At 72.7% G+C, this 24,731-nt stretch carries 23 protein-coding genes; 11 read left to right on the top strand and 12 right to left on the bottom strand.

All coding sequences use genetic code 11. From position 1 onward, the window contains the following. Positions 1 to 59: 59 nt before the first annotated feature. The 4 genes from ACWC9R_RS03075 (at position 60) to ACWC9R_RS03060 (ending at position 4,420) form a co-directional block, all read left to right on the top strand. Positions 60 to 1,148, top strand: coding sequence for a tetratricopeptide repeat protein (locus ACWC9R_RS03075; RefSeq protein ID WP_450728471.1), 1,089 nt, complete (start codon positions 60 to 62; stop codon positions 1,146 to 1,148). Positions 1,149 to 1,256: 108 nt separating this feature from the next. Next, complete coding sequence (locus ACWC9R_RS03070; RefSeq protein ID WP_450728469.1) at positions 1,257 to 1,709, top strand: hypothetical protein; 453 nt, start codon at positions 1,257 to 1,259, stop codon at positions 1,707 to 1,709. Beyond that, on the top strand, positions 1,672 to 4,125 hold the full coding sequence (gene uvrA, locus ACWC9R_RS03065) for an excinuclease ABC subunit UvrA (protein WP_450728467.1): 2,454 nt from the start codon (positions 1,672 to 1,674) through the stop codon (positions 4,123 to 4,125). Before ACWC9R_RS03070 ends, uvrA begins: the two co-directional genes overlap by 38 nt. Positions 4,126 to 4,207: 82 nt before the next feature. Next, positions 4,208 to 4,420 carry an EF-hand domain-containing protein gene (locus ACWC9R_RS03060; protein WP_042160858.1) on the top strand — a complete coding sequence of 71 codons (213 nt, stop codon included), beginning with the start codon at positions 4,208 to 4,210 and terminating at the stop codon, positions 4,418 to 4,420. An 11-nt stretch (positions 4,421 to 4,431) separates the two neighbouring features. Here ACWC9R_RS03060 and ACWC9R_RS03055 read toward each other — a convergent pair whose 3' ends face one another. Then, entirely contained in the window at positions 4,432 to 5,355 is a 924-nt protein-coding gene (locus ACWC9R_RS03055; protein ID WP_450728465.1) for a LysR family transcriptional regulator, read from the bottom strand. A 110-nt stretch (positions 5,356 to 5,465) separates the two neighbouring features. Between ACWC9R_RS03055 and ACWC9R_RS03050 the strand changes: the two genes are divergently transcribed. From ACWC9R_RS03050 to ACWC9R_RS03040, 3 genes are all read left to right on the top strand, one after another. Then, complete coding sequence (locus tag ACWC9R_RS03050) at positions 5,466 to 6,104, top strand: LysE family transporter (RefSeq protein WP_450728463.1); 639 nt, start codon at positions 5,466 to 5,468, stop codon at positions 6,102 to 6,104. A gap of 74 nt (positions 6,105 to 6,178) precedes the next feature. Continuing rightward, positions 6,179 to 6,895, top strand: coding sequence for a hypothetical protein (locus ACWC9R_RS03045; protein ID WP_450728461.1), 717 nt, complete (start codon positions 6,179 to 6,181; stop codon positions 6,893 to 6,895). Between the two features lie 166 nt (positions 6,896 to 7,061). Then, a complete protein-coding gene (locus ACWC9R_RS03040) occupies positions 7,062 to 7,343 on the top strand; it encodes a DUF6415 family natural product biosynthesis protein (protein ID WP_450728613.1) in 282 nt (93 codons plus the stop codon). A 603-nt stretch (positions 7,344 to 7,946) separates the two neighbouring features. Here the strand turns inward: ACWC9R_RS03040 and ACWC9R_RS03035 are convergent. Then, entirely contained in the window at positions 7,947 to 8,381 is a 435-nt protein-coding gene (locus ACWC9R_RS03035; RefSeq protein WP_450728459.1) for a tautomerase family protein, read from the bottom strand. Between the two features lie 114 nt (positions 8,382 to 8,495). On the opposite strand from ACWC9R_RS03035, the gene ACWC9R_RS03030 reads away from it, so the two are divergent. Next, positions 8,496 to 9,410: a LysR family transcriptional regulator gene (locus ACWC9R_RS03030; RefSeq protein ID WP_450728457.1), complete on the top strand. Its 915-nt coding sequence runs from the start codon at positions 8,496 to 8,498 to the stop codon at positions 9,408 to 9,410. A gap of 40 nt (positions 9,411 to 9,450) precedes the next feature. On the opposite strand, the gene ACWC9R_RS03025 is transcribed toward ACWC9R_RS03030, so the two are convergent. The 3 genes from ACWC9R_RS03025 to ACWC9R_RS03015 all read right to left on the bottom strand — a co-directional run bounded on the left by ACWC9R_RS03025 (position 9,451) and on the right by ACWC9R_RS03015 (position 11,562). Next, positions 9,451 to 10,185: a class I SAM-dependent methyltransferase gene (locus tag ACWC9R_RS03025; RefSeq protein WP_450728455.1), complete on the bottom strand. Its 735-nt coding sequence runs from the start codon at positions 10,183 to 10,185 to the stop codon at positions 9,451 to 9,453. Positions 10,186 to 10,448: 263 nt separating this feature from the next. Continuing rightward, positions 10,449 to 10,631, bottom strand: a complete 183-nt coding sequence (locus tag ACWC9R_RS03020) for a hypothetical protein (RefSeq protein WP_450728453.1) — start codon at positions 10,629 to 10,631, stop codon at positions 10,449 to 10,451. Between the two features lie 85 nt (positions 10,632 to 10,716). Next, a complete protein-coding gene (locus ACWC9R_RS03015) occupies positions 10,717 to 11,562 on the bottom strand; it encodes a hypothetical protein (protein WP_450728451.1) in 846 nt (281 codons plus the stop codon). Positions 11,563 to 12,100: 538 nt separating this feature from the next. Here ACWC9R_RS03015 and ACWC9R_RS03010 point away from each other — a divergent pair. Then, positions 12,101 to 12,577 carry a hypothetical protein gene (locus tag ACWC9R_RS03010; protein ID WP_450728449.1) on the top strand — a complete coding sequence of 159 codons (477 nt, stop codon included), beginning with the start codon at positions 12,101 to 12,103 and terminating at the stop codon, positions 12,575 to 12,577. A 59-nt stretch (positions 12,578 to 12,636) separates the two neighbouring features. Here ACWC9R_RS03010 and ACWC9R_RS03005 read toward each other — a convergent pair whose 3' ends face one another. From ACWC9R_RS03005 to ACWC9R_RS02985, 5 genes are all read right to left on the bottom strand, one after another. Then, on the bottom strand, positions 12,637 to 14,505 hold the full coding sequence (locus ACWC9R_RS03005; protein WP_450728447.1) for a protein kinase domain-containing protein: 1,869 nt from the start codon (positions 14,503 to 14,505) through the stop codon (positions 12,637 to 12,639). A gap of 272 nt (positions 14,506 to 14,777) precedes the next feature. Continuing rightward, on the bottom strand, positions 14,778 to 16,229 hold the full coding sequence (locus ACWC9R_RS03000) for an amino acid permease (protein WP_450728611.1): 1,452 nt from the start codon (positions 16,227 to 16,229) through the stop codon (positions 14,778 to 14,780). 125 nt (positions 16,230 to 16,354) lie between these two features. After that, entirely contained in the window at positions 16,355 to 16,570 is a 216-nt protein-coding gene (locus ACWC9R_RS02995; RefSeq protein ID WP_362606684.1) for a dodecin, read from the bottom strand. Positions 16,571 to 16,670: 100 nt separating this feature from the next. Further along, entirely contained in the window at positions 16,671 to 17,132 is a 462-nt protein-coding gene (locus tag ACWC9R_RS02990) for a universal stress protein (protein ID WP_450728445.1), read from the bottom strand. A gap of 75 nt (positions 17,133 to 17,207) precedes the next feature. Further along, complete coding sequence (locus ACWC9R_RS02985) at positions 17,208 to 17,912, bottom strand: PAS domain-containing protein (protein ID WP_450728443.1); 705 nt, start codon at positions 17,910 to 17,912, stop codon at positions 17,208 to 17,210. Positions 17,913 to 18,017: 105 nt separating this feature from the next. Here ACWC9R_RS02985 and ACWC9R_RS02980 point away from each other — a divergent pair, with 105 nt between their 5' ends. Continuing rightward, positions 18,018 to 21,188 carry a cytochrome P450 gene (locus ACWC9R_RS02980; RefSeq protein ID WP_450728441.1) on the top strand — a complete coding sequence of 1,057 codons (3,171 nt, stop codon included), beginning with the start codon at positions 18,018 to 18,020 and terminating at the stop codon, positions 21,186 to 21,188. 416 nt (positions 21,189 to 21,604) lie between these two features. On the opposite strand, the gene ACWC9R_RS02975 is transcribed toward ACWC9R_RS02980, so the two are convergent. Next, positions 21,605 to 22,150, bottom strand: a complete 546-nt coding sequence (locus ACWC9R_RS02975) for a DUF2165 domain-containing protein (RefSeq protein ID WP_450728439.1) — start codon at positions 22,148 to 22,150, stop codon at positions 21,605 to 21,607. Between the two features lie 173 nt (positions 22,151 to 22,323). Between ACWC9R_RS02975 and ACWC9R_RS02970 the strand changes: the two genes are divergently transcribed. Next, positions 22,324 to 23,358, top strand: a complete 1,035-nt coding sequence (locus tag ACWC9R_RS02970) for a phosphatidylinositol-specific phospholipase C domain-containing protein (RefSeq protein WP_450728437.1) — start codon at positions 22,324 to 22,326, stop codon at positions 23,356 to 23,358. Here ACWC9R_RS02970 and ACWC9R_RS02965 read toward each other — a convergent pair. After that, positions 23,330 to 24,457 (bottom strand): trypsin-like serine peptidase, encoded by a 1,128-nt coding sequence (locus ACWC9R_RS02965; RefSeq protein ID WP_450728435.1) that lies wholly within the window; start codon positions 24,455 to 24,457, stop codon positions 23,330 to 23,332. The two genes, ACWC9R_RS02970 and ACWC9R_RS02965, sit on opposite strands and share 29 nt — an antisense overlap. Positions 24,458 to 24,731 lie beyond the last annotated feature (274 nt).

Raw genomic sequence — 24,731 nt, 5'->3', positions numbered from 1 at the left:
GGGCCGGTTCCGGGAACGGTGAAGTGATGGTGCGGAGAGAGGGGCGCCGATGGGGCGCGATGACGGCGAGGCTGCGGTGGGGCGGACAGCTCCGGGCGGCCAGGAAGGCCGTCGCCACGTACCGCGGCCGGGCGGAGACCGACCCCGACCCGCGCTACCGCCTCGCGCTCGCGCGGTCCCTGTGCACCCTGGGCGAGCTGCTGGCGAAGGTGGACCGCCCGGCCGAGGCCCTGCCGCACGCCGAGGAAGCCGTCGACCTCTGCCGTCCCCTGGCGGAAACCGAACTCGCCCGCCATCGCACCGTCCTCGCGGAGTGCCTGGGCACGCTCGCCGAGCTGCTGACGACACTGGTCCGCCCGGCCGCGGCGCAGGCCGCACGGGACGAAGCCGCCGCCCTGGCGGCGGAGTCCGGGGACCTCGTCGCCTTCTACCGTGACCTGGCCGGGGCCGACCCCGGCCGTCGGCGCCCCGCCCTCGCCGCGGCCCTGCACTACCAGGCCGTCCGGCTGAAGCAGGGCGACCGGCGCCAGGAGGCCCTGCCCCTCGTCGAGGAGGCCGTCGCGCTCCGCCGCGAGGTGGCGGAGTCCGACCCGGACCCGCTCCGCCGGATCGCCCTCGCCCGGTCCCTGGGCTTCCTCGGCGAGCTGCTGGGCCAGTTGGACCGGCCGGCCGACGGGCTGCCGCCCGTCGCGGAAGCCGTGGCCCTCCGCCGAGACCTGGCGGCGGCCGACGCGGACCCGCGCCGTGGCGTCGCACTGGCACTGCTCCTGCGCGCCCGCTGCCGGCTGCTGCTGCAACTGGACCGGCCGGAGGAGGCGCTGCCGTTCGCCCGGGAAGCCGTCCGTCTCTGGCGGAGGGTCACGGAGTCCGAAGCCGGCGACCTTCGCTACCGGGCCGGCCTCGCCGTCTCGCTGCACACCGTCGGCGAGCTGCTGGCGAAGCTGGACCGCCCGGCCGAGGCGCTGCCGCAGGCGCAGGAGGCCGTCGACCTCCACCGTGCCACTGTCGGCCTCCTCGGCAGCCACCGCCTCGCCGGTGCCCTGAGCACCCTCGGTGACGTGCTGGCGGCGCTGGACCGTCCGGCCGAGGCGCGGGTGGTACGGGACGAGGCGGCGGCCCTCGGGGACGCGGAGCCGGAGGCACCGTGAGCCGTCCGGCCCGAGGACGACGGCAGCCGTGAGGCCGTACGGGGGAGAGCCAGGGACATCGGCGTAACGGGGCATTTCCGGTCATGTCCCTGCTGATATCTGTCGGGGATGAGCGTGTACACCCGGTATGCGGCAGCCGCCCTGCTCGCGGCGCTGGCCGTGGGCTGCACCCGACCGCACTCCGCCCCCCGGCCCGCCCCCCGGCCCGCCCCGCGGGCCACCCCGGAACCCGCCCCACGGGCCCATGCGGGCGCCCCCGTCACCGGGGCCGCCGGCCGGCCCTTCACCCTGGTCGCCGCCGGGGAGGTGCGCCCCGCCGACCCCGAGGTCCTCGCCACGGCCCGGCGCGACGCCCCGCACGACGGGTACGACTACCGGCCGCTGCTCAAGGGCGTGCGGCCGGTGGTCGCCGCCGCCGATCTGGCGCTGTGTCATCTGGACGCGCCACTGGGACCGCTGGCGGGGCCCCGCGACCGGCCCCGGCGGTGCACGGCCACGGCGGGCCGTGCCCGATCATGGAGGGATGGCCGACTCGTACGTACGGGTGCGCGGCGCCCGTGAGCACAACCTCCGCACCATCGACGTGGACATCCCGAGGGACGCGCTGGTCGCGTTCACCGGGGTGTCCGGATCGGGCAAGTCCTCCCTCGCCTTCGGCACCCTCTACGCCGAGGCGCAGCGCCGCTACTTCGAGTCGGTGGCCCCCTACGCCCGGCGCCTGATCCACCAGGTCGGCGCGCCCAAGGTCGAGGACATCACCGGACTGCCGCCCGCCGTCGCCCTGGAGCAGCGGCGCTCCGCGCCCACCTCCCGCTCCTCCGTCGGCACCGTCACCACCCTCTCCAACACCCTGCGGATGCTCTTCTCCCGCGCCGGCGACTACCCCGAGGGCGTGCCGGAACGGCTCGACTCCGACGCGTTCTCGCCCAACACCGCGACCGGCGCCTGCCCGGAGTGCCACGGCCTGGGCACCGTCCACCGCGTCACCGAGCAGTCCCTCGTCCCCGACCCGGCGCTCACCCTCCGGGAAGGCGCCGTCGCCGCCTGGCCCGGCGCCTGGCAGGGCAAGAACCTCCGCGACATCCTCGCGGCCCTCGGCCACGACCTCGACCGGCCCTGGCGCGAGCTGCCGCGGGCCGAGCGCGAGTGGATTCTGTTCACCGACGAACAGCCCGTGGTCACCGTCCACCCCGTGCGCGACGTAGGACGCATCCAACGCCCCTACAAGGGCCAGTACATGAGCGCCAGACGCTACGTGCTGCACACCTTCGCCGACTCCAAGAGCGAGACCCTCCGCAAACGCGTCCAGGGCTTCATGGTCGCCGAGCCCTGCCCGGTGTGCGCCGGGCGGCGGCTGCGCCCCGAGGCCCTGGCCGTGACCTTCGCCGGCCACGACATCGCCACCCTCGCCGCCCTGCCGCTCGACGCCCTCGCCGCCCTGCTGCGCCCCACCGCCGCACGGGCCGACGACGAGGTGGCCCCCACCCTGGCCCGCGACCTGGTGGCGCGGATCGAGGTGCTCACCGAACTCGGGCTCGGCTACCTGAGCATGGACCGGCCCTCGCCCACCCTGTCCGCCGGTGAACTCCAGCGGCTGCGGCTCGCCACCCAGCTGCGCTCCGGCCTCTTCGGCGTCGTCTACGTCCTCGACGAGCCGTCCGCCGGACTGCACCCCGCCGACACCGAGTCCCTGCTCACGGTGCTCGGCCGGCTCAAGGAAGCGGGCAACACCCTCTTCGTCGTCGAGCACGACATGGACGTGGTGCGCCGCGCCGACTGGATCGTGGACATCGGCCCGCGCGCCGGCGAGCACGGCGGACAGGTGCTGCACAGCGGGCCGGTCGCCGGGCTCGCCGACGCCGCCGACTCCGCCACCCGCCGGTTCCTCTTCGACACCGCACCGCCCGCCGCACGCACGGTGCGCCGCCCCGCGGCCACCCTCACCCTGCGCGGCGTCACCCTGCACAACCTGCGCGGCCTCGACGCCACCTTCCCGCTCGGCGTCTTCACCGCCGTCACCGGCGTCTCCGGGTCGGGCAAATCGACGCTGGTCACCCGCGTCCTCGCGGAGGCGGTACGGGAGCACCTCGGCGACCGGACCCCCGACACCGGCGAGGAGACGGCCGAGACCGGGCCGATGGCCCGCGCACAGCTCGGCGGCGCCGAGGGACTGGAGGCGATCGACCGGCTGGTGCGCGTCGACCAGAAGCCGATCGGCCGGACCCCGCGCTCCAACCTCGCCACCTACACCGGCCTCTTCGACGCCGTACGCAAGGTCTTCGCCGCCACCGACGCGGCCCGCGCCCGCGGCTACACCGCCGGACGGTTCTCCTTCAACGTCGCCGGCGGCCGCTGCGAGACCTGCCAGGGCGAGGGCTTCGTCGCCGTCGAACTGCTCTTCCTGCCCGGTACATACGCGCCCTGCACCGACTGCCACGGCGCCCGCTACAACCCCGCAACCCTGGAGATCACCTACCGGGACCGCACCGTCGCCGACGTCCTGGCGATGACCGTCGACACCGCCGCCGACTTCCTCGCCGACCTCCCGGCCGCCGCCCGCAGCCTGCGCACCCTCCAGGACGTGGGCCTCGGCTACCTGCGGCTCGGGCAGCCCGCGACCGAGCTGTCCGGCGGCGAGGCCCAGCGCATCAAGCTCGCCACCGAACTCCAGCGCACCCGCCGCGGCCACACCCTCTACCTCCTCGACGAACCCACCACCGGACTGCACCCCGCCGACACCGAGGTGCTGCTGCGCCAGCTCCACGGCCTGGTCGACGCCGGACACACCGTGGTGGTCGTCGAGCACGACATGGGGGTGGTGGCCGGCGCCGACCACGTCATCGACCTCGGCCCCGGAGGCGGAGCGGACGGCGGCCGGATCGTGGCCGCGGGCACACCCGCCGAGGTCGCGGACGTCCCGGGGAGCCGCACCGCCCCCTACCTGGCCCGTCGGAGGGCGCAGCCGGACGCCCGTTGACGGTCCGCTAATGTACGCAGGTCAGATCACCAGGTATCACCACCGCGCAGCACTGCGCAGCACCACGAAGGGGGCACCTCACATGGCAGACATGGAGAAGGCCAGGGCGGCGTTCGACCGGTTCGACGCGGACGGCGACGGCCAGGTCACGCCGGAGGAGTTCAAGCACGCGATGGCCGAGATGGGCGACCCGTTCGTCACCGGCCCGGTCGCCGAGGCGGTCATCAAGGCCAAGGACACCGACAGCGACGGCCGGATGTCCTTCGACGAGTTCTGGCAGGCCCTGCAGGCCTGACGCCCGCCCTCTCAGGCCCCCTTCGCCTCCCGTTCGCCCGCGGCCGCGCGCAGCGCCGCCAGCCCGCGGGCGATCGGGGGCCGGCCCGCACTGCCCCGCCGGACCGCCGCCAGGAACCGCCGCACCGGCAGCGGCTCCCCGCGCAGCGGCACCCGGACGACCGGACACCGCTCCGGCACCGGCGCCAGCCGCGGCACCAGACAGATCCCGAAGCCGTGCGCGACCAGGGCCGCGACCGCGGACCAGTCCACCGCGTGATGGCGCACCCGCGGGGTGAAGCCCGCCGTGGCACAGGCCGTCAGCAGCAGCTGGTGCTGATCGTCCGGATCGCCCGCGCGAATCCAGCTCTCCCCGGCCGCCTCCGTCAGGGTCACCCCCCGCTCCGCCCGTCCGGCGAACCGGTGCCCGGCCGGCACCAGCAGATCCTGCGGCTCCGCCAGGACCGGGTGCTGACCGAAACGCACATCGTCCGGCGGAGGGCCGCCCGGCGCCGGAATCACCACGGCGATGTCCGCCCGGCCGGCCAGCAGCAGCTCGAAACGGTTCTCGCCCGGGTCCTCACCGATCTCCACCTCCAACCGCGGCAGCTCCTCGCGCAGCCGCGCCGCCGCCGGTGCGATCACCCCGGCGATCGCCGTCGCCACCCCCGTGATCCGCAGCCGCCCGGCCACCCCGTCCGCATGGCCCGCGAGATCCGCGCGGGCCTCCTCCCAACATGCGAACAGCGCGTCGGCGTGCCCGACCAGCGCCAGCGCCGCCGGAGTCAGCCGTATGGTGCGGCCCGCCGGCTCCAGCAGCTCCAGCCCGAGCCGGGCCGACAGCTGCCGCAGCTGCTGGGAGACCGTCGACGGGGTCAGATGCAGCGCCTCGGCGGTCGCCGTGACGGTGCCCCGCTGATGGAGGACGCGGAGGGTCTGGAGCCGGGGATCGATCATGCGGGGAGCGTAGGCGCACGGGCCCGCACCAACTGTGCGGATTCTCCGCACAGTTCCCTGCGGAAACTTTCGATGGACCCCCACCACGGACCCGTCCGAAGCTGGACGGCATGACCGAGATCCTCACCGATGCCTTTCTCCCGGGCCTGTGGGCGGGCTATGCGCTGGCCCTCCCCGTCGGCGCGCTGGCCGTTTCGCTGATGAGCCTGACCGCCCGTACCTCGTTACGGGTCGGTGCCGCGGCGGCGCTCGGGGTGGCGACCGCCGACGGCCTCTACGCGCTCGCCGCGGTGGCCGGCGGCGCGGCCCTCTCCCACGCGCTGGCCCCGGCCGTGGTCCCGCTGCGCGTGCTCGCCGCCGTCCTCCTGCTCGGCATGGCGCTCCGCACCGCCGTACGGGCACTGCGCACGGGCGGCACACCGGACGGCCCCGGCCGGGACGTCCTGGGACGCCCCGGCCGGGCCTGTCTCGCCTTCCTGGGGCTGACGTTGGTCAACCCCTGGGCGGTGCTCTACTTCTCGGCGCTGGTGGTGGCCGGCGGCGCGGACACCGCGGGCGCCGGTGTCGCCGGCCCCGCGGCCTTCGTCGCCGCCGTGGTCACCGCCTCCCTGAGCTGGCAGCTGTTCCTGGCCGCGGGCGGCGCCGTGCTGGGCAGGGCGCTGACCGGTCCACGCGGGCGGGCCGTCACCGCGCTGCTCTCCGCCGTGGTGATCTCAGGGATGGCGGCCGGGCTGCTGCTGCGCGGCTGAGCCGGTGCCGACCGGTGGCGGCGCGGCCTGGTCGCCGGTGCCCCAGCGGGACGGTTGCGGACCCATGGGGGCTGGTGACGGGCCTGGTCGCGTGGACGAAATCCCGCAGTACAAACAGGAGACAGGACTTCCGCACAATCGTCGCCCGGCTCGATAAGGAGCTGGGCACTGAGCGGCAGCAGCGCCGTGAGGCGGCCTTCGAAGACAGCGCGAGCCGCAACCCCTACTGCCTGCTGCGCGCGGCCCGCGAACTCGCGACCCGGTGGGCGGACGACGTCGAGCCCCGCATGTCGCGTGCGACGCCGGAGGAACTGGCTGCGTGGGGCTGGCTCCTTTTGCAGGCGTCGGCCGCGAACCTGCGGGACAACCGCCGCGGTGAGGCCGAGGACACGATGCGGCTGGCGCGGTCCGTGGCGGTGATGACCGGGCGGGAACTGCCGCGGGGCCGGGGCCGGCTGACGACGTGGGGCCCGGCGACGGTCGGGTACAAGGCGGCCGAGCGGCACATCGTCCTCGACCAGCCGGACAAGGTGCTGGCCGCGGTCACGGTTGGCAGCCAGGCGGCGTCCACGGAGTACCACCGGCATCGGCTCGACGTGGCCAAGGCGCACGTTCTGGTGCGGCAGTACGGCGAGGCGGTGGACACACTCACGGGTATTCATGAGGCCGCTCCGGAGTGGCTGGCCAGCCAGCGGTACGCGCAGGACATCTTGGGTGGCGTGGTGGAGAAGCGTCGGACGCTGACGCCGCAGATGCGGGCGCTCGCGGACGCTCTGTCAGTTCCGCTGTAGCTTCTGGTACTTCGGGTTTGGGTCTGGGGAAATTACCATTGAGGCCCACGTCACACGCTCATACGGTCAACTCATGGACACCGAGCGTGTACAGCTAGTGACGGCCGCCGTGGTCGAGGGCGAGCCGATTGACGCCGAGACCATCAGCGCGACGATCCGTTGAGCGCTGCGCCTCGGTGCCGCCCGCCCCGAGCTAACCGAACTCACCGCCACACAAGAGGACCTGCGCGGGCACATCGCGCTCCTCCGCCCCCTGGTGCGCGCGGATCAGGCCCGGCTACCAGAGGACAGCAGTCTCACGCACATGGTGGCCACCCGGCTGGCCGGGATCGAGGAGCGGGCCGGGCAGTCGCTCCGCCCCGAGATCCTCATGGCCCATTCGCAGGTCGGCAGCATCGCCCGCGACTGCCAATACCTGCTGGCCATGCGGACAGCGGCGGCTCGGTGACGCCCCGTCAGCGCCGCATCCTCGTGTACTGGACGTGGGCGGTCGCCATCGTGTTCGTGATCGTCGTCGGCAGCATCGGGGGTGGTGACCGTGGATAGGCGGTGTGCCTGCGGCTCCGCCCTGGGCCTGCGCGTCGTCTCCGTAGACACTGCGACCGGCCCGGCGCGCACGGTCACCTGCTGCGCCGCCTGCGCATCCGGCCCGGCCGGGCCCCCGATCCCGGACGGCGTAGCGCGCGTGCTCGCACGCCGCGCCGGCGTTCGTCCTTCCGGCGAGCCGAGACGGCTCCGCCCCTGAACCCCGTGGCGTAGGCGCCCCCGTCGCCAGCGCCACGGGACAGGCCGTCCGCCGCCCCGTCCCCCGACACCGGCGGCCGGCCGCACACCTAAACCCCCGTCCCGGCTGAATCTCCTGGCCGGACACCTCAGCCGGGACGGGTTCGCTTTCGCGCCTGCCCATCCGCCCGTGCTGTGGTTACGAATCAGCGACCAAGGCGGCCAACGGGACGCCGAGTGCGTTCGCGATCTGGATCAGGTGGTCGATGCTCGTGGTGTGGGTTGCGTTCTCGGCGCGGCGCCGCGCCGGCGCTGCGCAGCCGGGTACTCAGCTGGCCGCGGGGGCGGCAGGCGCCGCGGAGGCGGCCGGGGCGGCCGCGGCCCGCCGGTAGAAGTCGAGTTGGGTCACCCCGTGGTAGCCGTAGCTCTCGGGGTGCAGTTCGTGCAGCGCCACACCGGACCGGGGGAGCGGGCCCAGGAGGGCGGACAGCAGGGCGTCGGCCGCGGCGAGGAACGCGGCCTTCTCCGCGGCGCTGTTGGTGCCCGCGGTGAGACTCCCCTCCACATGGGCGTCGCGGCACCCGGCCAGGGGCTTGCCGTCGACGTAATAGCGGCCGGGCGGCACCAGGTTGAGGTGGACGACGGTGCGTGCGGCGGACTTGCCCAGCTCCGTGACCGCCAGCCGGGTCAGGCCCTCGGCGAGGGCGCATTGGACGTCGGCGGGGAGGTCGGGGTCGGGGACCGTGACCCGGAAGTACGGCATGGCTCTCCTCGGTCGGTGCTCGGGGCCGCCGGAGCCGGCGGCACGGAGCAAGCGTCACCGAGCCTGGCACCATGAGGCCAACACATCACCGTCATAGGGATATGAGGCCGGCGCATGCCCCTGAACCTGCCCCAGCTGCGGGCCTTTCTCGCCGTCGTCGACGCGGGCGGCTTCAGCGCGGCCGCCGACGAACTGGGCATGAGCCAGTCGGCGGTGTCCCACGCCGTCGCCTCCCTGGAACGCGAGCTGACCGCCCCGCTGCTGATCCGCGCCACCCCGGTGCGTACGACCGTGCTCGGTGAGCGGGTCCTGCCGCACGCCCGGCTGGCGCTGTCGGCGGTCCGGTCCGTGGAGCAGCTCGCGGCCGAGGCCACCGGGACCATGACCGGCACCGTGCGGCTGGCCGCCACCCCGACGGTCTGCCAGGGTCTGGTCCCCGGCCTGCTGCGGCACTGGCGCGAGGACCAGCCCCGGATCACCGTGCGGGTCTTCGAGGGCGACAGCGGCGAGGTCGGGTCCTGGCTGGAGGAGGGGACGGCCGATGCCGCCGTCCTGATCGACCCTCCCCCCGGCCCGGGAATCCAGCTCGCCACCGACGGGTACCGGGCCCTGCTGCCCCGGGACCACCCCCTCGCGGACGAACCCGCCGTGGACATCGGCGACTTGGCGGACGACCCGCTCCTGATCTCGCCCAACGGCTGCGAGGCCCGGGTCCGTACCCTCCACCGCCTGGCCGGGCTGCGCTTCTCGCCCACGCACCGGGTACGGGACCTGGCGACGCTGATCAGCATGGTGCAGGCCGGTATCGGCGTGACCGTGCTGTCCGAGGTCTCCCGCGCGCTGGTCCCCGCTGACCTGGTCCTGCTTCCGCTGCGGCCGCGGGCCTCGCGCCGCCTCGTCCTGACCGGCCCGCCGGCCCGCCCCTGGCACCCGGCGCTCCGCACCCTCGCGGAGTCGGCCGCCGGCCATCTGGCGCGGAGCGCTGCCCGGCCGTTGGAAGGGCAGCCCCTGCTCAGTGGCGGCTGCTGAGCCCTCCCCCGCGCCCCCGCCCGTCCCCGTGCCACGTCTGTCATGGCCGGGCGTCGCGGCGGAACAGCGCCGTCCACAGGAAGGGTTCGCCGAAGGACGGGGACTCCGGCGGCTCGTCGTGCATCCGGCGCAGCTCGATCTGCGTCAGGCCGGAGAAGATCCGGCGCAGCGACTCCGGGGTGTAGGCGAGGCCGCCGTGGAGACCGGACCGGCGGTAGAAGTCACGGTCGGGGAGTTCGGAGCCCATCGCGCCGGCCGCGAAGCAGGTGAGCGCGAGATGGCCGCCGGGGGCGAGCACCCGGTCGAGGAGGGCGAGGTAGCTGATCCGGCGGTGCGGCGGCAGATGGTGGAAGCAGCCGGAGTCGTGGACCAGGTCGTACGGCCCGTCGAGTGCGGCGTCCGGGGCGAAGGCGTCACCGCAGTGGAACCGGATCTCGGCTCCGGCCTCCCGGGCACGCTCCTCGGCCCAGGCGACGGCCGCCGGTGAGAGGTCGACGGCGTCCACCTCGAAGCCCAGCGAGGCGAGGTGGAGCGCGTTGCGGCCCGGCCCGCAGCCCAGGTCGAGGGCCCGGCCCGGGGTGATCAGCCCACGTTCGAGGTAGCTGACCAGGTTCTCGTCCGGCTTCGCCACGAAGAACGGCACCGACCGGCCGCGGTCCGCGTAGAAGCCGTCCCACCACGAGGCCGCCTCACCCGTCCAGCGGTCGTCCTCCGGCGCGAACAGCCCGTCCAGGAGCCTGAGTACGTCCTCCACGGTGCGGATGTCCCGGTCCATCCGGCCCCCCTTCTCCTGCGGCGATCCTAGGCTCGGAGGGCGCAACTGCCCACCTCGGCAAGGCTGTTGGAATGCCGCTCCCGCCCGCGTACGGGGCTGCGGCGAGGGGGCGGAGGGTGCCACTTCGGCCTGGGGGCGGGGCGCCGCTGACGCCCGCGCCCCAGGCCGTGAAGGCGGCGATTCCCGCTGCGCCGGGGCGGGTTTTCCGGGGCCTCTTCGGGCGGGGCCCGGTGCCCTGGTCGGGGGCCGCGCTCCGTGCGGGGTCAGCCCGTCTGGAGCCACCAGACCAGCCAGGAGACGAAGGCGCCGCCGGACGCGTAGGCGGCGCCCTTGAGCGCGTTGTCGAGAGCGAGGCGCAGGTAGCGACGGCCACGGCGGCGCCAGGGGGTCGTAGGGTGGGGAGCCGGACGTCCCGTGTCGGGAGGTTCGGGGGAGTGCTCGTTCAAGGGGTACTCCAGAAATCCAGTGAGTGTGCTGGTGAGGTCGCACCGCTCCGCCCGGGCGCCAACCACATGCGGAGCGGTGTGGCTCTCACTCCTTCGGGCCGCAGCCCCGGATGGCCTCGGTGGCGGCCCCTTCGCCGGCGGCCGGCTCGCCGAGGGCACGCGGGGTGAAGGGTGGGCACAGGCTGTAGACCGGCCGGGAGCCCCGGCCCGACCGGGTCTTGAGGGTGTCGAACCACTCGTCCTCCAGGTGCACGAGGATGCCGTGCCGCGACAGTTCGCGGATGCCCTTGCCGGCGCTGTCGGCGGAGATGCCGTACCAGTCGGGTATCCGCTCCTGGGGAAGGGTGAACGTGAGCTTCCGCTGGGTCGAGGCGATCAGGAGCATGGCCTTCCCCGGCAGGGAGAGGGTGTGGTGCCAGCCGTTGTCCCAGTACTCGTACGGGAGTTGGAAGTAGGGGTCTCCCAGGCCTTCCCCCGGGGACGTGTACGGCCGTCCGGAGCCGTCTTCGTGCAGCTTGGTGAGGGTCGACTTGCCGCCCTCGCCGCGGGCCCGGGTGATGAGCCGCAGCTCCCTGAGCACCTTCCAGGCGCGCGACACGGCGGCCGTGCCCGCCGTCTCGTCGAAGATGCCCACCGACCGGGCCCACGTCGTGGACCACTCGGTGACGGAGAAGTCCCCGCCGCTGGTGACGGCGCTGAGTAACAGGTACAGGTCCAGGGGCCGTTTGGCGGAGCGCCGCACCAGCGCGGCCAGCGCGCCGGGGGACTTCGTGCCGTCGCGCTCCTCCCTCTGGAGGAAGGCCCGGCGGACGGGCACCGTACGGTTCGGGCGTTGGGAACGGTTGAGGAGGAGTCTGATGGTCTCAGGCTGCCCGAGCGGCGTAGGGCCTTGTGCGGGAGGCGAGTTGAGACCGTGGTGCGTGGTCGTCATGCCGTCATAGTGGCACGGGGCTGATGCTGTTCGCCGGTTTGAGGAGACGCCGGTGAGGGCGTCGACTTGCCGTTTCGGCGGGTGCCTTACGATGCCCGGATGATGTCTCGTAGGACACCAGGTGAGATGCCAAGTGAGGACTACACCTCACTGTGGTGAGTTGCGGTGTGCCGGTGAACCGGCCGCCCGTCACGGGGAGTCCGACTCGTGAGCCGTGTGCCGCGGACTTGTCTTTGTCGGGCTGCGCCCCGAAGGCACCGCGCTCTTGATGCCGTGGCGCGGCCCGCGTGATGCCGTGGCGCGGCCCGCGCCGCCCGAGCGGCCCGGCACCCCGAAAATCATGGGGGTCTGCCTTGCTCTCTTCAGGGGCCCGTGCCTCAATGGACAGCGATTCAGGTCACTGACTCACCGTCAGTTCCTGGCGTGAGTCGGCACGGGGGCCGACGGCGGCCCCCGGGTGGCTGCCTGTCGTACCTCCCGCACCCCTCGACGGCCGGTGCCATGGACCTGCACCCCCTCACGAAGGCGGACCCCCCTCATGAAGCACCTCAGACCCGGCAAGCCCGGCTTCCGTACGGCACTCTGCGTCGCCGCCGCCACCGCGGGCACCCTCGCGATGGCCCCGGCCGCCCCCGCGGTGACCCCCGGCACCGCCACCCTCTCCTTCGACTGCGGCTTCTACGGCTCCGGCAAGGCGACGCTCACCGCGACCCAGAACGGTACGGCCGCGACCATCAGCCTCTCCACCTCGGCGATCACCTCGCCCATACCCCTCGGCGCGAACTCGGTGGCCTCCACCCTCACCCTCACCAAGAACGGCTCCGGCACCGCGGTGTTCAGCGGCAACGCCAACCCGGCGATCCCGGCCGGCAGCCCGGTCTCCACCGGACCGCTCCGCGGCACCGTCGCCCGGGGCGACAAGCTGTCGGCCACCTCCCTGAAGGTCGTGGTGCTGGGCATCACGGCCACCTGCAAGGCCACCTCCGCACAGTCCCCCGGCCCCTTCGTCTTCTGAGCGCGGGCGGGGACCGGCGGACACACATCGCCGGTCCCCGCCGTGCCACTCGTGACCGGTCAGGCGGGCGGGGCCGAGGCCGGTGGCAGCTTCTTGCCCTCTTCGGTCGTGCTGAGGAGACACATCACGAATCGGAAGCCTTGGCTCCATGTGTCTTCCGCGTGATTCCAGGCGTACAGGTCGCGGGTGGGGCTCTTGTAGGTCCCGTACCGCTTGACGCACAGGTCGTACATCGAGTCCCAGGAGTCGAACTTCATGCCTTGTGGTGCCTTCACATAGCCCAAACCCCTCAGTTCATGTGGCTTGTCGCAGCCGACGAGAAGATGCGCGTAGTTGTGCTCTTCCAGTTTCTTGGTGTCGTAGCAGTCGCCGATGGAGCTGTTCTCCACAAAGATCTGATCGCCGTAAGCCCGGTAGTTGCCCACCGGCCCGTAGAGGCTCACGGTCTTGCCGAAGAGCAGGCAGGCGACGTTCCGTACCCCGCTGTCCCAGCCGGCGGCGCTGGGTGCCAGCGCGAAGGCTTTGACGTCGACCATCTTGCGCACCGTGTCACGTAGGAGGCCGACACAGATCCCCGGGCCGTTGTTCCTCGCGTCGGTCAGGGAAGTAGGTTTGTTGACATCCAGGACTTGGCCGTCCGGGTAGGTCTCGCAGCTTACTTTTCTCAGTTTCGGCAGGTCTTTGAACCTCTCCGTGGGCCACGAGGCGGAGACGCAGTCGCCGGGGCGCAGTTCGCGGGTCAGCCCGACGTTCTCCCCGTATGGCACGGCCCCGCCATTTTGCGGAGTCCTGTCGGACGGGCTGTTGAACAGTGCGGCTCCGGCCCAGATTCCGCTGCCGATGAGCAGCAGCATGACTACGGTGAGTCCGATTCCCCGGCCCGGGAGAGCCTTGAATCTCCGGGGACGCCGCGGCTGTGACGGAACCGGCGCGGCCGGCGGGCCTTTCTCCGGTGGCGGCGGGGAGGGCTGCGGCGGGGAGGCCGGAGACTCTTCCGGTATCCGAGTGATCTCCGTCGCTGAGACAGTCGGTCCTTGAACGCGGGGTCCTGCGCGTGGCGCGGCGGTGAGCTCGGTGAGCCTGCGCATCGCCTTGTCAGCACCCATCCGCTGAGCAGGGTCTTTGGCCAGCAGCCCGGCCAGGATGGGCTCCAAGTCTCCTGCCCGGGCGGGGGACGGGGGCTTCTCGAAGAGCAGCGCCGTGAGCGTCGAGATGTCGCAGGTGCGGTCGAACGGCCCTGATCCCTCCACCGTGTAGTAAAGGGTGGCGCCGAGTGAAAACAGATCGGACGCCGGGGTCGGCGGAGCGCCATGAGCGCGCTCCGGCGCGAGGAAGCCCGGAGTTCCGACGATTTCAGACGACTCGGTCATGCGCGGCTCATCGGAGTCCGGTTGCAGCGAGATGCCGTAATCGGTCAGCAATACCCGCCCGCCTTCTTCGCCGAAAGGGTCTTGTGGGCATGCCCTGGTCAGAAGGATATTGGCCGGCTTGACGTCCCGGTGCAGTATGCCGATTCGATGGCCCGCCACCAATGCGTCGAGTACAGCCAGGCCGACACGGGCTGTCTCGGCAGGTGACAGCGGCCCATGCCGACGTACCACTTCCCCCAGGTCGGTGGCGCCGGGCAGAAACCCCATCACGATCCAGGGCAAACCGTCCACCTCAAGGACATCGTGCACGGTGGCCACGTGCGGATGGTCCCGGAGCCGGGCAGCATTCCGTGCCTCGATACGGGCTCTGGCGACGCGGATTCCCAATTTCCGTTCCGGGATATCACGGGGCAGGGCGAGTTCCTTTACCGCTACCTCGCACTCGAGTTCCTGGTCAAAGGCCAGCCACACGCGCCCCATTCCTCCGGCTCCGAGCCTGCGCAACAGGCGATACCGCCCCGCGATCAGCCGCTCGGAACCCTCCTGGCCCTCCGTCACGGCAGACCTCCACAACGCCCTGGGCTCTCGAAGTGACCGTATGGTCAGGCATCAATGAGCACAAACAGGCCTGGGCCAACCAGCTGAAGATCAACTCTGCGGTGCACCCCGACGGGTGGCAGGAACAGGCGCCCTCCGAGGCGGTCCCGTCGGAGGGCGACCCCGTCGGGCGAGGCACCCACCCGGGGCCTCGTCTGCGCCGCGGCCGGCCCTTCGGCTCAGACGAAGCTGCCCTGCCGACTGCTCTGCCGCCGCCCGTCAGCGGCCGCGGCTCACTTCGGCCCCCGGTCGTCGCCCGCCCCGGACACCTCGCCCTGTGCCCGCGCCAGGTTCGAACGGCGGTAGGAGTAGGCGAAGTAGACGACCAGGCCGAGCAGGAACCACACCGCGAAGCGGACCCAGGTCTGCCACGCCAGGAACGTGATCAGCCAGATCGAGAAGCACACCCCGATCGCCGGCACCACCGGCATCCCCGGCGTACGGAACGTCCGCGGCAGGTCGGGACGCTTGTAGCGGAGCACGATCACCGCGATGCAGACCACCACGAACGCGAGCAGGATGCCGATGTTCGTCAGCTCGGCGGCCTCACCGATCGGCAGGAAACCCGCGATGGCCGCGGAGGCGAAACCGACGATCCAGGTCACCCGGGTCGGCACATGGTGCTTGGGGCTGGTCTTGGCGAACCACTTCGGCAGCAGACCGTCACGGCTCATCGAGAACCACACCCGGGTCACCCCGAGCATGAAGGTGAACATGACGGTCAGGATGCCGATGATCGCGCCGACCGCGATGACATCCGCGAGGCTGCTCAGCCCCACCGACTTGAACGCCGAGGAGAAACCGCTCTCCGGGTCGATGTCCTTGTAGTTCTGCATACCCGTCAGCACCAGGCAGGCCAGCACGTACAGCACCATCGAGATCGCCAGCGAATACATGATCGCCTTCGGCATGTGGCGCTGGGCGTCCTTCGACTCCTCCGCCGCGGTGCTCATCGCGTCATAGCCGAAGACCGCGAAGAAGACCGTGGCCGCACCGGTGAAGGCGCCGCTCGCCCCGAACGGGAAGAACGGCGTGTAGTTCGCGGTGTTGATGTGGAAGAAGCCGACCGCGATCACCACGACGACCACCAGGACCTTCAGGCCCACCACGACCGTCTCGAACCGCGCGGCGTTCTTGATGCCCAGGGTCAGCAGATAGGCGATCAGCAGACAGAGCACCGCGGCGAACAGGTCCACCCGGTGCCCCGCCCCCGTGCCCGGTGCGCCCAGCATCCAGGCGGGCAGATCGACGCCCATCTCACCCAGCAGAAAGCCGAAATAGCCGGAGATCCCGATAGCGACCACCGCCACGATCGCGGTGTACTCCAGCAGCAGGTCCCAGCCGATGAACCAGCCCGCCACCTCACCGAGGACCGCGTAGCCGTAGGTGTAGGCCGAGCCCGCCTTCGGGATCAGCCCGGCGAACTCGGCGTACGAGAACGCGGCCGCCGCGCTCGCGATACCCGCGATGAGAAAGGAGACCAGCACCGCCGGGCCGGCCTTCTCGTTCGCGACCGTGCCGGCCAGCGTGAAGATTCCCGCGCCGATGATGCCGCCGACACCGATGGCGGTCAGCTGCCACAGGCCGAGCGCCCGGGTGAGCTGCTCGCTCGCGGTGCCCTCCGCCTCTTCCATGTGCTCGATCGGTTTACGGCGCAATACGCCCTGTCCCGCGCGCAGGCCCATCGTCATCCCTCCGTACGCTCCGTCGTGGTCCGACGGCGGATCATCATGGACCCTCAGGAGCGACTAAGGAAGGCGACTCCCTAGTACTGCCGGGACTCGCCGGGAGACGTACACGGGAGAGGTGTTCAATCGGCGTCCTCCAGCCGGAACCCGACCTTCAGGCCGACCTGGTAATGGTCGATCTCGCCGTCGACGATATGGCCGCGGACCTCGGTCATCTCGAACCAGTCGAGATTGCGCAGGGTCTCCGAGGCGCGCTTGATGCCATTCCTGACCGCGGCGTCGATGCTCTGCTGGGACGTGCCGACGATCTCGGTCACGCGATACGTGCGGTCGGTCACGGTGGTCTCCCTCGCCGGGGCGGCGGTCCGCCCGTCCACTTTCCACCGTGCCTCAGGGCGGCGCGCCCCACCAGCGGAGCGGCGGCGGGCGGCCGGCGCCCTACGGGACCACGGTGACCGGCCAGCGCCCGGCCTTGACCAGCCGCACCGCGACCGAGCCCATGATGCGATGCCCGGCCGACTCCGAGGCGCCGACCACCACCGCATCGGCCTTCAGGTCGTCGGCCATCTGCACCATGCCGTTGTACGGGTCGCCCCGCAGGGTGTGGAACTCCCAGCGCACCTGGTAGATCCCCTGCAACCGCTCGGTCGCCCGGCGGATCTCGGCCATCAGCTCCTCGGCCACCTCGTTCGTGGCGTCCACGACCGGAGCGCCCATCGCCGCACCGGCCGGCAGCACCGGCTGGACGTAGACCAGTACCAGCTTCGAGCCCTGGCGCCGGGCCAGCCCCGCCGCGTAGGCGGCCGCGCGCCACGACGAGTCGGAGCCGTCGATGCCGACGACGATGACCTTCGGGCCGTCCGTTCCGCGCTCGAACCGCGCGGCTGCGTTCTCCTCCACACCCGTGAGGTTATCCGCACAGGCGTACGGGCGGAGGTCCGGGCCGCCCCGCCGTCCCCGGCCCCCCGGCCCCGGTCAGGCGGGCGCCGGCGGCCAGCTGTCCGCCGCCAGCACGCCCAGCACATACGCCCTGGCCACCAGTGCCGTACGGCCCTGCACCCGCCAGCGCCGGGCCAGCCGGGTGAGGTGGTAGTTCACCCCGTCGACCGTCAGCCCGAGCGCCGTACCGATCGCCGCGGTGGTCGCGCCGCCCGCGGCCAGCGCCAGGATGCGGGCCTCCACCGGGCTCGCCGCACCGCGCGGCACCGGCGGACCGGCCTCGCCGACCCGCAACAACGCCAGCAGGGCGGGCGGATGCACCGACGGATCACCCACCGGATCGATCGTCAGCTCCCCCTCCCGCTCACTCCCGTCCGAGCTGTCCCGCCAGCGCACCTCCACCGGATAGCGCGACCGGCGCCCCATCCGCAGCGCCTCGGTCAGCCGGTCGAGCTGCGCCTTCGCCCGCGGCTCGAAGAGATCCAGCAGATTGCGGCCCCGCAGCTGCCCCGGCGCGGCGCCCCACTGGGCGGCCATCGCCGGGTTGGCGATCAGCACCTCGCCATGGGCCCGGCACACCGCGATCGGGGTGGGGATACGGTCCAGCAGGATCAGGAAGTAGTTGCGCCACGGGCCGTCCGCGTACGGCCCGGCCGGGTCGATCTCGGCGCGCTCACAGGCCGGCTTGCCCACACCGTCGGCACCGGCGCCCGACGGGCTGGCGGCAGTCCCGTTGTCCATTGACCTTCCTCCGGTCCGCATGCAAGAGCGAGCAGCGAGAAACCACTGCACAATCATGCAGTTGTCCGGGCGTGACCTGCGCGTGGGGGCCCTCACGCTGGAGACATGACCGACACCATCGCGCTCCACAGCGACGAACGCGCCGCCGATGACGGCATTCCGGTGGCCGACCTCACGGACGCCGGGCTCACCCACACGCCCATCCAGCAGTCCATGGACCTCGCCCGCCTCCACGGCCCGGTCTTCAAGCGCAAATTCGGCGAGCGCGAGACGCTGTTCCTCTCCTCGCTCGACCTGGTCACCGAGGTCGCCGACGAAGCCCGCTTCAGCAAGGGCGTGTCGGTCGTCCTGGAGAACGTCAGAGAGTTCGCCGGTGACGGTCTGTTCACCGCCTACAACGACGAGCCGAACTGGGCCAAGGCACACGAGGTCCTGATGCCGGCCTTCGCACTCGGCTCGATGCGCACCTACCACCCCGCCATGCTCAAGGTCGCCCGCCGGGTGATGGCCTCCTGGGACCGCCGGGTGGCCGACGGCACGCCCGTCCAGGTCGCCGAGGACATGACCCGGATGACGCTGGACACCATCGGGCTCGCCGGTTTCGGCTTCGACTTCGAGTCGTTCTCCCGCGGCGACAGCGCGCACCCGTTCGTCGAGGCCATGGTGCGCTGCCTCGAATGGAGCATGTCGAAGTTCTCCCGCGACCCCGACGCCGACCACACCGCGGCGGACGCGGCGTTCCAGGCCGACGCCGACTACCTCGCCTCGGTCGTCGACGAGGTCATCACCGCCCGGACCGAGAGCGGCGAGACCGGGGACGACGACCTGCTGGGCCTGATGCTCGGCGCCGGCGCCGACGGCGGGCCGGCCCTCGACCTCGCCAACATCCGCAACCAGGTCATCACCTTCCTCATCGCCGGCCACGAGACCACCTCCGGCGCGCTCTCCTTCGCCCTCTACCACCTGCTCAAGGACCCGCTCGCGCTGCGCATGGTCCAGCGCGAGGCCGACGAGCTGTGGGGCGACCAGGCCGACCCCGACCCCACGTTCGAGGACATCGGACGACTGCCGTTCACCCGGCAGGTGCTCAACGAGGCGCTGCGGCTGTGGCCCACCGCCGCCGCCTTCACCCGCCAGGCCACCGAGGACACCCTGCTCGGCGGCCGCTACCCGGTGAAGGCGGGCGAGCTGGTCACGGTGCTCACCCCGATGCTGCACCGCGACCCCGCCTGGGGCGACAACCCCGAGCTGTTCGACCCCTCCCGCTTCAGCCCGGAGGCCGAGGCCGCCCGCTCCCCGCACGCCTACAAGCCCTTCGGGACCGGTGAACGCGCCTGCATCGGGCGGCAGTTCGCGCTCCACGAGGCGACCATGCTGCTCGCCCTCCTCGCGCACCGCTACCGCCTGACCGACCACGGCGACTACCAGCTGCGCATCAAGGAGACCCTGACCCTCAAGCCCGACGGGTTCACCCTCACCCTGGCCGCCCGCACGCCCGCCGACCGGGCCGCGGTCCGCGCCGCGCTCGCCGTACTCCCCGGCGGCGCCGCGACCACCGGGGACGACGCGGCCACCGACGAGGGGCTGCCGACCCGCGTCCCCCAGGACACCGGCCTGCTGCTGTTGCACGGCAGCAACTACGGCACCTGCCGCGAGTTCGCCGAGCGGCTCGCCGACGAGGCCACCGGGCTCGGCTTCGCCGCCGACGTGGCACCGCTGGACGCCCACGCCGGCACGCTGCCCGCCGACCGGCCGGTCGTCATCGTCGCCGCCTCCTACAACGGCCAGCCCACCGACGACGCGGCCGCCTTCGTCGCATGGCTGAACACCGCACAGGACGGTGCCGCAGCGGACCTGCCGTACGCCGTCCTCGGTGTCGGCGACCGCAACTGGGCCGCCACCTACCAGCACATACCGACCCTCATCGACGACCGGCTCGCCGCACTCGGCGCCCACCGGCTGCTGCCGCGCGCCGAGGCCGACGCCTCCGGCGACCTCAGCGGCACCGTCAAGGAGTTCGCCGCGGCACTGCGCACCCAGCTGCTGACGCGATACGGCGACCCGGCGACCATCGGCGCCGGCGCATCCGCCGCCGAGGACACCGGCTACACCGTCACCGAGATCACCGGCGGCCCGCTGGACGCCCTCGCCGCCCGCCACGACCTCGTCCCGATGACCGTCACCGAGGCCCACGACCTGACCGCCGAGGGCTGGCCGCGCCCCAAGCGCTTCCTGCGGATCGCCCTCCCGGACGGCGTCAGCTACCGCACGGCCGACCACCTCGCGGTGCTCCCCGCCAACGCCCCGGAAGCCGTCGAGCGGGCCGCCCGGGCCCTGGGCGCCGACCCGGACACCGTCCTCGCACTGCACGCCGGCCGCCGCGCCGGACGCGACACCCTGCCCGTCGACCGGCCCCTGACGGTGCGCCAACTGCTCACCCACCACCTGGAGCTGAGCCGGCGGCCGACGCCCGGCCAGGTCGCCGTGCTCGCCGCCCACAACCCCTGCCCGCCCGAGCGCCTGTCCCTGGAAGCGCTCACCGAGGACGACCCGCGCACCCTGATCGAGCTGATCGAGGCGCACCCGGCGCTGCACGGTGCGCTGCCCTGGCCGGTGCTGCTGGAGCTGCTGCCGCCGCTGCGCACCCGGCACTACTCGCTGTCGTCCTCGCCCACCACCGACGCCCGGCACGCCGACCTGATGGTCTCGCTGCTGCCCGGCGGCACCGGCTCGTCCTACCTGCACCGCGTACGGCCAGGTGACACCGTGCTGGCCCGCGTCCAGCCCTGCCGCGAGGCCTTCCGCCTGGATACGGCCGATGACACCCCCGTCATCCTGGTCGCGGCCGGTACCGGCCTCGCGCCGTTCCGCGGTGCCGTGGCCGACCGCGTCGCCGCGGGCCTGCGGTCCCCCGCGCGGCTCTACTTCGGCTGTGACGACCCCACCGCCGACTTCCTGCACGCCGCGGAGTTCGCCGCCGCCGAGGCCGCCGGAGCGATCTCCGTACGCCCCGTCTTCAGCGAACGCCCCGAGCACGGCCACCGCTTCGTCCAGCACCGGATCGCCGCCGAGGGCGCCGAGGTGTGGCAGCTGCTCCAGGCCGGGGCGCGGGTCTACGTCTGCGGGGACGGCAGCCGGATGGCGCCCGGTGTACGGGCCGCCTTCCGCGAGCTGCACGCCGCGCACACCGGCGCCGCACCCCAGGAGTCCGAGGCCTGGCTGCGCGAACTGACCGCCTCCGGCCGCTACATCGAGGACGTGTACGCGGCGGGCTGAGGTCTCGGGGGCGCCATCCAGCGAGTCCCACCCAGTGGGTGCCATCCAGCGGGTGCCGCCCAGCGTGCCCCATCCAGTGGGTGCCCAGCGGGCTCCACCCAGCGGGTGCCGCCGCCCAGCAGGTGCCACCCAGCGGGCGCTGCCCGCGCTTCCCCCGCCCCCTCCCCCTCTCCCCCTTCGGGGGAGGGGGCGGGGGTGGGTTCGGGGGTGGGGGGAGAGCGCGAAGCGGAGTGGATCTTTCCGTCTCCGTCTCGGCTTCACAGGCCGAGGCGGGGTGGTGCGGCCCGGGTCGGACAGACGCGCGCCGCGGGGTCGGCGCCGCGCGCGTTGACGTTCCGTCATGATCCGCCGGCCCGCGGAACCGCCCTACCGGAGAACGAGGTTCCGGTGCCGGCGGGCGGGGGAGCGGGGGCGTCTCACTCCTTCGCCGTGCCGTCCGTGCCGGAGGCTCCCGTGGCGTGGACGACGAGCAGCGCGATCCCGGCGAGGGTGACGTTGCGGGTGGCCGCTTCCAGTCCGTTCCAGTTCTTGGACTGCCACATGGCGAACCACTCACCGCCGATGGCGAGGAAGCCCGCACCGAAGAGCAGCAGCAGCATCAGCAGGCCGACGGTGCTGACCAGCCGGGCGCGGGCGATCCCGCGTCGGCGTCGCATGCCCAGGAACCACAGCGCGGTGCCCCCGGTCAGCATCAGCGCGGTGAGCGTCTCCCAGGCGATGATGCCCATGTACGCGGCGTCCTGCCACCTCCGTGAGGTGATGGCCCGCCCCATCAGGTCCGGGTCCTTGAACGTGGTGTCCATGGCCAGGACGTGGCGGACGAACTGCTGGTTGGTGCCGAAGTCGGTGATGTTGCCGAAGGCGACGAGCGCGATGTAGAGCGCGACGATGCCCGTGAGTGTGGCCGCCGCGAGCGACAGTCCGGTGCGCGGTATCCAGCGGTTGGAGTTTTTGTCGGACATGGGTCCTCCCCGGGTCGGTTGTGTTGTCTGATCTTTGCTTATCCGCCCTCACCCCGTGGTTCGCGCGGTGCCGAACTCCCGTACGCTGCTGCCCGGTCGACCGGGTGACCGACCGGCCGACCGGCTGTCGGGCGCCTGGCCGGGCGGCCGTGGACCTAGGGGAAGCGGGGCACATGAACGGAAAGCGGTGTGTGGGGACGGTCGCCGTCGCGGCGGCCGCGGTGCTCGCGGCGACCGGACCGGCGGGCGCCGAGCCGGCCGGCACGACATACGGCACCAGCACGTCCGTGGGCGTCCACAACGCCTATGAGAAGGAGAAGTACCCCTACTTCGCGGATGCCCTGGACTCCGGCGCCGCACTGCTCGAACTCGACCTCTGGACCAACGGACTGGGCAGGTCCTTCCGGGTCTCGCACAGCAACCCGCTGGGGAACAGCAGCAACTGCGAGGGCGCCGCGAACCCGTCGGAGCTGCGCACCAAGGACCGTAACCAGGACTTCGCCGGCTGCCTCGCCGATGTGCGGGCCTGGCACGACGCGCACCCCGGCCACCGGCCGATCCTGTTCAAGATCGAGATGAAGGACGGCTTCAACGCCAAGGGCGGCCGCGGGCCCGCCGAGTTCGACGCGCTGGTGCGCGAGAAGCTGGGCGACGCCGTCTACGGTCCGGGCGCTCTCACCGGCGGGCACGCCACCCCCGACGAGGCGGTGCGGGCCGGCGGCTGGCCCTCGCGCGCCGACCTGGCCGGCAAGTTCCTGATCGAGCTGATACCCGGCACGGTCGAGGAGAAGAACCCGTTCGACAAGCTGTGGACGGACGTGGAGTACGCCGGCCACCTCAAGGACCTCGCGGCACAAGGGAAGCTGGACCGGGCGACGGCCTTCCCCGCGGTGCACGGCGCCGCTCCCGGCGACCCCCGCGAGCGCTACCAGGACCCCGCGCTGCGCCCCTGGTTCGTGGTCTTCGACGGTGACGCCGCGACCTATCTGAACGGCACCATCGACACCGCCTGGTACGACACCCGGCACTACCTGCTCATCATGACCGACGCCCACAACGTGCCGCCGGCCATCGACGGCACCCGCCCGACCGAGGCGGAGGCGCTGGCCCGGGTGAACCAGCTCGCCGCCGCGCACGCGAGCTTCGCGACCGCCGACTGGTATCCGCTGCCGTCCGTCCTCAAGACCGTGGTGCCACGCGGCGCCTGACACCGGACGCGGCGGCGGTCCCGGAGCCGGGCCGCACGGCCCGCGGTCCCGGCTCCGCGATGGCCCGCCGGTAGAGCGCGGCCACATCCGTGCCGAACCGGCTGCTGTACGAGACGAGGTCGTCGCCGCCCTCGTCGAGGCCGCCGATCACTCCGATCAGCGCACCGGTTCCGGTGGTCGGGTCGAGGTCGGTGAGCAGCGGTCCGCCGCTGGTTCCGTTGGGGAATCCCGGGCAGAGGAAACGGAGTTGGGCCGGGCCCTGGGCGTCCACCGTGTGCCGGCAGCTGACCGGTACGTCCCGGTCCTCGGGATAGCCGGTCAGCTGCGCCGCGCGCCCGGCCGGGGCGTCGAAGCGGATGCGTTCGGCGCCGGTGAGGTCCGCTATCCGGCCGCCGGCCCCGCCCGCCCGGCGCACCCGCAGGAACGCCACATCGTGGTCGGGGTCCCGGTCGCTGATCCAGCGCGGATCGACCTGTATCCGGGTGGGCACCCACAGGCCGTACGGTGCGATGCCGTCGTGCAGACCGGGGGCGAACACCAGCCGGGTCCGGAAGCCGTCGTCGTGCACACAGTGCGCCGCGGTGGCGAGGAGATCGCCCCCCGGGGACTGCACCACGCTGGCCGTGCAGTGGTGGACGGGGGTGCCGTCGCCGTCGGGGGAGAAGAGCGCTCCGATCGCCGGCGAGGGGGCCGCCGGGGCCGCCAGCAGCGGCCGGGACGCGGACAGCGGGGCCGCCATGACGCTGCCGTGCCGTGCGGTCACCGGCGGGCCCGGCTGCTCCTTGTAGGGCCCGGCGAGCACCGCGGCGGCGGCCTGGTCACCGTCGGCCCGGGTCGCCAGATACGCGCCGGTGGCGGAGTCCCCGGCGGCCAGGAACGGATCGCGGGCCGGGGAGCCGAGCGCCAGCACCGTGCTGCCCATCACCACGGTCAGGACGCCGAGCGCCAGCGTCACCCGCAGCGGAACGCCGGGCCGGCCACGGCCGGTGCAGGGCGTCCCGCCGGGACCCGGGCAGACCTCGGGCACCGGTGTTCCGGTGTCCTCGGCCGTGCCGCCGGCGTCGTCCGCCGGTATGGCCCCGCGTTCGCTCGTCTCCACCAGCCGCCGCCTCGCCGCATCAGCCGGCGCCACCCCGTCGGATGCAGGAGTGACACCGATCCAGACATTTCACCCAGTCTGATGCAGGGGTGGCCGCTGTGGTTCGGTCACCCGGGCGCCTCATTCCGGATCGGCGGCGCGTCACACCGCGAGAACCCGTACCGGGCGGCCCGTCGCGCCCGCTCTCCGGGGCCCGGCGGGCCGGGGGCGTACGGCGGGGCGACCGCGCCGCCCGGCCGTCTCCCGCTGGGCCGGTCAGGTGAACCGGGGAGTG

The organism is Streptomyces sp. NPDC001219 (genome assembly GCF_053597915.1).
This window is presented reverse-complemented; position numbering and strand designations above follow the sequence as displayed.